The following is a 9094-nucleotide window of genomic DNA, read 5'->3' as shown; positions in this document are numbered from 1 at the left end:
GGCACCTCCCGGCTCGGCGGGCTCCCCAGCCCGCGATCAGCGCTGGCTGGCGCTGATCGAGTACTTCCCCGTGCCGGTCTCGACGTTCCAGTGCCGCACCTGCGCCCAGTAGCGTCCCGGCACGAGACCACGGCGGATCCGCGCGTTGAGGCCGTAGCCGCTGTCGTCGTCCTCGGCGATGAGCGCCGTGTCCTGGTCGGGGCCGAAGAGCTTGAGGTAGACGTCCGTCGACCCGCTCGTCCTCACCTCGTAGACGCCGTCGCTCTCGACGGCGAAGGTGAAGAGGTCCTCCTCGCCGCCGGCCCCGATGGCCGCGGCCACGGCAGTCCCGTCGAGCGGCAGCTCCACGGCGTCACCGACGACCGGGCCCGGCTTGGGATACATCGTGGCGCCGGCCACGAACTCCTGGTCCAGCCCGGACAGCACCTCGTTGGAGTGCGTGCCCACCCCGCCCAGCGTCCATGAGGCCGGGAACGCGTAGAGCATGATCGAGTCGGGGTCGAACGCCGTCCCCTTGATCTGGTCGAGCGCGTACTTGCGGAACACGTTGTGCCGCACTGTCGCCTCGTCCCAGTAGTTAGGCGGCCCGGCGAGCGCGGCGAGGACGACCGGCTCGTTCCACTGGATGCCACCGGCGGGGTTCGAGTGCTCGTGCGCGAGTCCGATGGCGTGTCCGAACTCGTGCGCGGCCGTGCCGCCGTCGAGGAAGCCGAGGTTCATCGTCGCCTGGTTCGCCGGGATGCCCTTGCAGTCCGTGCCGACGTAGGACCAGGCGCCGTCGTTCTGGTCGAAGGAGATCCGGATCTCGGTCTGGGACGGCGGGTGGTTGCCGAAGTCGAACGCGATGTTGCACGCGGCGGCCCACCAACCCGCTTGCTCGCGGGCCGTCGCCTGTTGCGCCTGGGTCCCGCCGAGGAAGCGGACCCGCAGCGTCGAGCCGTTCATCCACGACTTGCCGATCGGCGATATCGCGCGGTCGCGGCCCTCCAGGTCGCGAGTGCGCCGGTGCGGTCGCATCAGGTCCTGCGGCAGGATCCGGTCGAAGCAGACCTTCTCAGTCATGTCGTCCCCCAAGTGTCGTGGTGGCGCGCCTCGCCCCCTCCTCCCATGGTGCTCCCGTGTGAGCGCCGCCACACCCAAAACGCGGACGTATGCCGTTGGGCTCGCTCCCCGCCCCACGTCACTCGAGTGGCCCCGCCCTCCACAACCCCTTGGTGTCAAGGTGGCGGAAACGCCACTACCGCCGGCCCCGGCGCGACCTCAACCTGAGACTGGGCGCGAAAGACCCTGCGCCCCGGGACAGGGAGAGAGGGAGAAGCACATGCGCAGGATCAGCATCACGCTCGCCACCGCCGCCGCTTCGGGAGCGCTGCTGCTCGGGATGGCCGGACCCGCCGGTGCGGCAGGGGAGCCGAACGGCAGCTCGTCGTGCCTGGCCAAGGTCTTCCAGGCCCAGGCCGTCTCGGGGCCGCAGGTCGTCTCGGACCGGATCCTCGAGATCCGGGAGTACTGGCTCGATGGCGGCCAGTTCGGCCAGGCGCTCAAGCCGATGGCGACGGGCAGCGCGGACTACTGCTGAGCCGTCCGCCGGCAGCAGCCGGCCAGCACGTCGGAAGGGTCGCAGTGCACGCGCAGGGGGGCGCTGCGACCCTTTTGACGGATTTCGCCGACACGCCGGAGCCGCTGAACCTACATTGACGGCATGCAGGAGGCGCTGCTGCTGTCACGATCTGTGGGTCTGGCGCGGGCCGCGGTCCTTCCTGATGCGCTCGAGCTGCTCGACCGCTACGTCGGCGCCGACACGCTCTCCCTGTCCGCCATGAGGCTGCGAGAGGGAGCCGACCCCCAAGCCGACGTTACGGTCCGCGGCGCCGACCCAATGACCGCGTGGGAACTGGACCTGTGGCCCGGGCTGATGGCCACCCACCCGTATCTGCCCACCCTCGTGGCCGGACCGATGACGGCGTCCCGCGTCACCGACGTCGTCGACTTCGAGTCCTTCGAGCGCAGCGACCTCTACCAGCTGCTGCTGCGTCCTCGCGGGTCGCGCTACCAGGCGGGCCTCCTGCTCGACCGGTCGCCCGAGTCGATGCTGCTGCTGTCGCTGTGGCGCCAGGACCGCGACTTCAGCGCTGCCGAGATGACGGCTCTGGAGGCCTTCCGGTCGGTGCTCGCCGCTGCTGTCGCCTTCGCCAAGGCGATCGAGGCGGCGCAGGCGGCGGCGGGTGAGCTCGTCGGCTCGAGAGTCGCGGGGTCCTCGCTGCTGACCACCCGGCAGCGCGAGGTGGCCGGGCTCCTCGAAGCGGGGCTGAGCAACGACCAGATCGCTCGGCGGCTCGGCATCTCGTCCCGGACCGTCCGCAAGCACGTCGAGGACCTCTTCGACCGCACTGGCGCCCGGAGCCGCACCCAGGTCGCGCTGTGGTGGCGCCACCAGTCCCACCCCTGACTCGAGTGGCCCCGCAGTCCACAGCCGGGAGTCCCCCGCACACACTCGAGTGGCCCCGGCTTCCACATCTGACTGTGGAATCCGGGGCCACTCGAGGCGGGCTCAGTGGCTTCGTGCAGCAGTGAGCTCGCGCTCAGCCTCGGCCGCCTCCGCACCTCGCTCCGCCTCTTCCGCAGCGGCCGCCAACTCGGCGTCCTTGCGGCTCAGGCGACTCGGCCACCACATGCGCCCACCCACATCGAGGTTGAGCGCGGTGACCAGCACCGACCGGACGATGAGCGTGTCGAGCAGCACGCCCAGCCCGACGGCGAAGCCCACCTCGGCGAACGCGACGATCGGCATCGTTGCCAGCACCGCGAACGTCCCCGCGAGCACCAGGCCGGCAGACGTGATGACGCCACCGGTGGCGGCGAGCCCGACGAGTGCCCCGCGCTGAGTGCCGATCTCCTTCGACTCCTCGTGTACGCGCGTCATGAGGAAGATGTTGTAGTCGATCCCCAGCGCCACGAGGAACACGAAGACGAACAGCGGCAGCGACGGGTCCGCCCCGGCGAAGCCGAACACGTGCCGGAACACCAGCGCGCTGATCCCCATCGCCGCACCGAACGACAGCACGACCGTCCCGATCAGGAGCAGCGGGGCGGTGACCGCTCGCAGCAGCAGGATCAGGATGAGCAGGACGACCCCGAGGATGAGCGGGATGGTGCGCAGGTTGTCATCGTCCGATGCCCGGAGCGTGTCGACGCGTGCGGCCGTGTCGCCACCGGCGATGGCGTCCGCCCCGTCGACCTCACCGATCGCCGCGCGGATCCGGTCGACCGTGTCGCCTGCCGCATCCGAGTCAGGCGCGTCGGCGAGCGTCGTCTGGACGAGAGATCGTCCGTTGCGGGCCACCGGGTCGGCGACCGAGCTGACGCCCTCGACGGACTCGAGCCGGTCGGCCACCGCACCGGCCGCGGGAGTGTTGGCGATGACGAGCACCGGCGACCCCGACCCTGCGGGGAAGTGTCGCGCCAGCACCTCTTCACCCACGACCGACTCGGGTGTGGTGTAGAAGGCGTCCTTGTTCTGCAGACCCGTGGCGTTGAGCTGGAGGACACCGAGGGTGGCCACGGCGAGGACCACCGACGTGACGACCCACGTCCGTCGCGGCGCCCGCGCGATCCGCGCTCCGATGCGGGCCCACACGCCGTCGCGGGTGTGGTCGACGGAGCCGAAGGTCGGCCGCACCGGCCAGAAGATCCAGCGACCGAGGACGACGAGCAGTGCTGGGAGCAGGCTGAGCATCACGAGCAGGCCGACACCGATGCCGATCGCCGCGACGGGGCCGAGGCCCTTGGTCGAGCTCATCGTCGCGACGAGCAGGCAGAGCATGCCGGCGATGACGGTCGCTCCGGAGGCGACGATCGCGGGCCCGGCCCGGTGCAGCGCGAAGGCCATCGCCTCGTGCCGGTCCTCGTGCCGGCGCAGCTCCTCGCGATAACGCGCCACGAGGAGCAGCGCGTAGTCGGTCCCCGCCCCGAAGACGATGACCGTCAGGATCGCCGAGCTCTGTGCGTTGACGGTCAAGGTGTCGCTGTCGGCGAGGTAGTAGATCACCGCCTGCGCGACCATGAGCGCCGTCCCCGCGGAGATGAGCGGGATGAGCCAGAGGATCGGGCTCCGGTAGGTGATCAGCAGGATGAAGATGACGACGGCCATCGCGGCGTAGAGCAGCTTGCCGTCGATCCCCGAGAACGCCTCCGAGGAGTCCGCCCCGAAGCCGATCGGCCCCGTCACGTGCATCGACAGGCCGTCCGGCCGGTCGGCTGCGATGGCCCTGAGCTCGTCGGTGGTCTCCGGCAGGTTCTCCCAGCCGTCCTCGCCGATGTCCATCGGGACGATGACCTGGATCGCCTTGCCGTCCTCCGACGGGATGGGCCCGACCGCGTCCTTGCGGACGGGCTCCATGGCGTTGAACGCCGTGACGTGTCCTGCGACCGCGTGGAGGTCGGCCGCCGTGACACCGTCGGCACGTTCGTAGACGAGCACCGCGGGGGCCTCGTTGCGGCTCTGGAACGCCTCGAGCTCCTTCGCCACCTGCGTGGACTGAGCGTTCTCCGGCAGCCAGGACGCCGCGTCGTTGTTGAGCGCCCCCTGCAGCTTGCCCGCCGGTCCGAACGACACCGCGAGGACGACGAGCCAGAAGCCGACGACCAGCCACTTCGTCACGCGCGACGCCGGCAGCCAGGCGAGCCGCCCCACGTCGCCGATGCGTGTTTCTGTCATGGGTCTTGTGCCTTTCCCCCTGAACCGCGGCCGCCCAGTGCGGCCCCCCTCCGATCGACCGTAGGGACGGCGCTCGCGACCGTCACCCCCTTTGCGGGTGAATGGGGGCCGCCTCAGGGTGCTCTCAGGGCTGTCCCCCAGGCACCCCGGCCGTATGCCGCTGGGCTCGCTCCCAGCCACCCCCCACTCGAGTGGCCCCACCCTCCACACCCACCAGCTCGAGTGGCCCGGGTGTCCACGCCCAGGACCCTGTGGGGGACGGGGCCACTCGAGCTGGGGTGAGTCCTATCTGGGGATGGTGGGGCCACTCGAGGAGTGGAGGTGCCCTCCCTTCACTCGAGTGGCCCCACCCTCCACACCCACCAGCTCGAGTGGCCCGGGTGTCCACACCCAGGACCCTGTGGGGGACGGGGCCACTCGAGCTGGGGTGAGTCCTACCTGGGGATGGTGGGGCCACTCGAGTTTGGGCGGGAGGGGACGGGGGAGCGGAAGCGAGCCCAGCGGCATACGCTCACGGGGTGAAGTTCCTCAACGGACTGCAGCCCCAGCTCGACCTCACCTACGACGACGTCTTCATGGTGCCGAGCCGCTCCGCCGTGACGAGCCGGCTGGACGTGGACCTGGCGACGGTCGACGGCACGGGAACGACCATCCCGATCGTCGTCGCCAACATGACCGCGATCGCCGGGCGCCGGATGGCCGAGACCGTGGCACGCCGCGGGGGCATCGCCGTCATCCCGCAGGACATTCCCGTCGACGTCGTCAGCGACGTCATCAACTGGGTCAAGGGCCGTCACCTCGTCCACGACACCGCCATCACCCTCGACCCGCACATGACCTCCGGCGAGGCACTCGTCCTGTTGCACAAGCGCGCCCACGGCGCTGCCGTCGTCGTTGAGGGCAAGCGTCCGGTCGGCATCGTGACGGAGAAGGACCTCACCGGCGTCGACCGGTTCACGCAGGTGCAGGCAGTGATGTTCCGGGAGATGGTCGTCCTGCCGGAGGACGTCGACGCGCGGGCGGCGTTCGAGCGGTTGACTGCGGAGCGCCGGCGGGTCGCGCCGGTCGTCGCGGCGGACGGCACCCTCGTCGGCATCCTCACCAAGGAGGGCGCAGTGCGGTCGGGGCTCTACACCCCGGCGCTGGACGACTCGGGCCGCCTCCGCGTGGCCGCCGCCATCGGCATCAACGGCGACGTCGCGGCGAAGGCCGCGCAGATCATCGAGGCGGGAGCCGACGTCCTCGTCATCGACACGGCGCACGGCCACCAGGACAAGATGATCGACGCCCTCCAGAAGGTGCGCGCCGTCGACCCGCAGGTTCCCGTCGTTGCGGGCAACGTCGTCTCCGCCGAAGGGACGCGCGAGCTCATCGCGGCCGGCGCCGACATCGTCAAGGTCGGCGTCGGTCCCGGTGCGATGTGCACGACCCGGATGCGCACGGCCGTGGGTCGGCCCCAGTTCTCTGCCGTCCTCGAGTGCGCCACTGCCGCAAGGGAGCTGGGCAAGCACGTCTGGGCCGACGGCGGCGTGCGGCACCCGCGCGACGTCGCCCTGGCGCTCGCGGCCGGTGCGTCGAACGTCATGATCGGCTCGTGGTTCGCCGGGACCCTCGAGTCTCCGGGTGACCTCTACACGGACAACGACGGCCGGTCCTACAAGGAGTCGTTCGGGATGGCCTCGTCCCGGGCCGTGCTCAACCGGACGGCCGGCGACTCGGCCTACGACCGGGCGCGCAAGGCGCTCTTCGAGGAGGGCATCAGCTCGGCCCGGATGTACATCGACCCGGCCCGCCCGAGCGTCGAGGACGTCCTCGACGAGATCATCGCCGGGCTCCGGTCGTCGTGCACCTACGCGGGGGCACGCACGCTGGAGGAGTTCCACGAGCGCGCCGTCGTCGGGCTGCAGAGCACGGCGGGATTCGCCGAGGGGAGGCCTCTGCACACCTCCTGGTAGGAGCTGGGGGAACGGCGACCGAGGTGACCTGCATCAGAGGCGTATGACCGAGTTGATCCACCCAGCCCTCGCCCGACTCGACCGCGCCAGCAGCGACCTCGTCGAGTGTGGCGCCCTGACAGCCCAGCTCACCGATGCCGAGGGGCGGCTCGAGTCGGCGGAGACGCTGTGTCAGCGCCTGGTCCGCCGTCTCGCCGACGAGGAGCAGGACGTCGACCGGCTCGAGGGCGTGTCGGTGCGCCGCCTCATCACGGCGGCCCGCGGCACCCGTGAGGCGGACCTGGACCGGGAGCGGGCGGAGGTCGACACCGCCGCGTCGAGGCTGGCCCGGGCGGAGGTGGAGCGGGACGCCGTGCGCAGCGAGGTGGAGGAGCTGCGGGGGCGCCTGCACCTGCTGGAGGACGCCGAGGCGTCCTACGAGCTGGCTCTCGCCGATGTCGTGGCGGCGGCCGACGTCTCGCGCTTGACCGGGATCGACCCGACGGCGGGCCCGGGGCCCACCATCGACCCGCAGCTCGTGGTGCGGGCGGCCAACCTGCTCGCCCGACGCCGCGAGCGTCGTGAGGTGGCCCAGGCTGTGCTGGCCGGCCACGCCGCCGTGCGAGTCCTGCACGACGCGTTGTCGGCGCTGCGCAGCGCGAGCAGCTGGTCGACGTGGGACACCCTCGCCGGCGGTGGCCTCATCAGCTCAGCGGTGAAGCACCAGCGGATGGACGAGGCACGCGCTCGCATCGAGCGGGCCGGTCCGGCGCTCGCCACCTTCAGCCGGGAGCTCGACGACCTCGGGCTGCCCGGCATCGTCCTGCCCTCGACCGACGGCCTCACGCGCGGCGTGGACATCTTCTTCGACAACATCTTCACCGATGTCGCCGTCGGTCGCCGGATCAGTGCCTCGCTCCGCTCCGTGGAGCAGGTGCTGGGTCACGTGGCCGAGGTCGTTCGCGAGCTCGAGGGTCGGCAGCGCGACCTAGCCCAGCACGGCCCCCTGGACTGAGGGGGCGCGCGGGCCGGGCTCGCTGTCTCAGGCCGGAGGCGTGCGGTCCGTGCTGAGCAGGGCCTGGTGCTCGGTGCGTTCGAGGTAGCGCCGGATCGTGTCCCGGCTCCGGGTGAGGCAGGCGATCCTGGCCTCCAGCGGGCCGAGCTCCGCGGCAAGCTGCTCCGCGACCTGGGCCGGACAGGTCGGCTCGTCGCGGGCCGCGGCGTCCTCCGCGTCGAGGAGGACCTTGACCAGACGGGTCGGGATGCCCGCCTGGACGAGTCCCGCGATGCGGCGGACTCGCTCGATGTGCTCGTCGGTGTAGGTCCGGTAGCCGTTGGCGGCGCGGTCCGGGGTGAGGAGCCCCTGCTGCTCGTAGTAACGGATCAACCGGGGCGCGACCTGCGCCTGAGCGGCGACGTCACCGATCTTCATGACGGCCTCGTTTTGTGCTTGACATTGACATTAGTGTCAGATTTTACCGTCGAAACATGCCCTCCACCACCCTCGCACCTGCACAGCGCGAAACCCGTCTCCCGCTGCCGGCTCTCGTCGCCCTGGGCGCTGCGACCCTCGTCATGGTCACCGCCGAGATGCTCCCAACCGCCGTGCTCGTGCCCATGAGCGCCGGACTCGGCGTGGACGAGTCGCTGACGGGGCAGCTCGTGGCGAGCTGGGCCCTCACCGTCGTCGTCGCGAGCCTGCCCCTCACTCGGCTGACGCGGGCAGTCGACCGTCGCACGCTCATCCTCGTCGGCCTGGTCGGACTCGCTGCGTCCTCCTTGGCGACCGGCCTGGCACCGTCCTTCGGGGTGGCGCTCACGGCCCGCCTCTTCGGGGCCGCGGCCGTGGGGCTGCTGTGGGCTACCGCCAACGCGCACGTCGCCGACCTCGTCCCCGAAAGGCTCCTCGGCCGGGCCGTGTCCGTGGTGCTGATGGGCGCGACCCTCGGCCTGGTCGTCGGCACACCCGTGGTGCGAGTGGTCGCGGACGCCACGAGCTGGCGGGTGGCATTGGGGTTGGTCGCGGTCGCTGCTCTTGCCGTGGCGCTCGCCGTGCGGACCCTGGTCCCGCGCCGGCCCCGCGTGGCCCCGCCTCGGGCGACCGCTGCTCGCGCGGGTGTGGAGCCCCTGGTCCCCACGCTCCTCCTGACAGCGCTCGTCGGACTGCTCCTCGTCGGCTTCTACGGGACCTATACCTTCATCACCCGACTCGGAGAACCAGCGGCAGCGCTGCTCCCGGGAGGCATGGGCACCTTGCTCCTCGGCTTCGGCCTGGCCTCAGCGGCGGGGGTGGCCCTGGCCGGTCGGGCCGCGCGGCCCGGCGCTGCTCTCGTGGTCGCTTCAGGGGCCACTGCCGTGGGACTGCTCGGTCTGGTCACCGCGTCCCACGGGGTGCTCGGGCTGGTGACGCTCGTCGGCCTCGGGGTCGCCACGGGCGCCCTGC

General features: G+C 71.2%; 8 protein-coding genes. 5 read left to right on the top strand and 3 right to left on the bottom strand.

The features are described from left to right. Positions 1-36: 36 nt before the first annotated feature. Complete coding sequence (locus OO014_RS18055; RefSeq protein ID WP_272463716.1) at positions 37-1062, bottom strand: M12 family metallopeptidase; 1026 nt, start codon at positions 1060-1062, stop codon at positions 37-39. 259 nt (positions 1063-1321) lie between these two features. On the opposite strand from OO014_RS18055, the gene OO014_RS18050 reads away from it, so the two are divergent. Together OO014_RS18050 and OO014_RS18045 are read left to right on the top strand one after the other, a co-directional pair. Then, entirely contained in the window at positions 1322-1579 is a 258-nt protein-coding gene (locus tag OO014_RS18050) for a hypothetical protein (protein ID WP_272463715.1), read from the top strand. A gap of 123 nt (positions 1580-1702) precedes the next feature. Then, complete coding sequence (locus OO014_RS18045) at positions 1703-2449, top strand: helix-turn-helix transcriptional regulator (RefSeq protein ID WP_272463714.1); 747 nt, start codon at positions 1703-1705, stop codon at positions 2447-2449. Positions 2450-2551: 102 nt separating this feature from the next. On the opposite strand, the gene OO014_RS18040 is transcribed toward OO014_RS18045, so the two are convergent. Further along, positions 2552-4717: an MMPL family transporter gene (locus tag OO014_RS18040; RefSeq protein WP_272463713.1), complete on the bottom strand. Its 2166-nt coding sequence runs from the start codon at positions 4715-4717 to the stop codon at positions 2552-2554. 518 nt (positions 4718-5235) lie between these two features. Here OO014_RS18040 and OO014_RS18035 point away from each other — a divergent pair. Beyond that, positions 5236-6672: a GuaB1 family IMP dehydrogenase-related protein gene (locus tag OO014_RS18035; protein WP_272463712.1), complete on the top strand. Its 1437-nt coding sequence runs from the start codon at positions 5236-5238 to the stop codon at positions 6670-6672. A gap of 43 nt (positions 6673-6715) precedes the next feature. Further along, positions 6716-7666 carry a hypothetical protein gene (locus OO014_RS18030; RefSeq protein ID WP_272463711.1) on the top strand — a complete coding sequence of 317 codons (951 nt, stop codon included), beginning with the start codon at positions 6716-6718 and terminating at the stop codon, positions 7664-7666. Between the two features lie 27 nt (positions 7667-7693). Here OO014_RS18030 and OO014_RS18025 read toward each other — a convergent pair whose 3' ends face one another. Beyond that, positions 7694-8083, bottom strand: coding sequence for a MerR family transcriptional regulator (locus tag OO014_RS18025; protein ID WP_272463710.1), 390 nt, complete (start codon positions 8081-8083; stop codon positions 7694-7696). A gap of 56 nt (positions 8084-8139) precedes the next feature. Between OO014_RS18025 and OO014_RS18020 the strand changes: the two genes are divergently transcribed. After that, the coding region (locus OO014_RS18020) for an MFS transporter (RefSeq protein WP_272463709.1) at positions 8140-9094 on the top strand (955 nt) is incomplete at its 3' end.

This window comes from Intrasporangium calvum, from assembly GCF_028446585.1.
GTDB lineage: Bacteria > Actinomycetota > Actinomycetes > Actinomycetales > Dermatophilaceae > Intrasporangium > Intrasporangium calvum_A.
The sequence above is the reverse complement of the archived record's forward strand: the minus strand, read 5'-3'. Positions and strand labels throughout refer to the sequence as shown.

What these genes read in the sequence shown, in the direction of transcription:
- OO014_RS18040 (WP_272463713.1), bottom strand. Translation starts at nt 4,717, where the DNA reads ATGACAGAAACACGCATCGGCGACGTGGGGCGGCTCGCCTGGCTGCCG.
- OO014_RS18045 (WP_272463714.1), top strand. Translation starts at nt 1,703, where the DNA reads ATGCAGGAGGCGCTGCTGCTGTCACGATCTGTGGGTCTGGCGCGGGCC.
- OO014_RS18025 (WP_272463710.1), bottom strand. Translation starts at nt 8,083, where the DNA reads ATGAAGATCGGTGACGTCGCCGCTCAGGCGCAGGTCGCGCCCCGGTTG.
- OO014_RS18055 (WP_272463716.1), bottom strand. Translation starts at nt 1,062, where the DNA reads ATGACTGAGAAGGTCTGCTTCGACCGGATCCTGCCGCAGGACCTGATG.
- OO014_RS18050 (WP_272463715.1), top strand. Translation starts at nt 1,322, where the DNA reads ATGCGCAGGATCAGCATCACGCTCGCCACCGCCGCCGCTTCGGGAGCG.
- OO014_RS18030 (WP_272463711.1), top strand. Translation starts at nt 6,716, where the DNA reads ATGACCGAGTTGATCCACCCAGCCCTCGCCCGACTCGACCGCGCCAGC.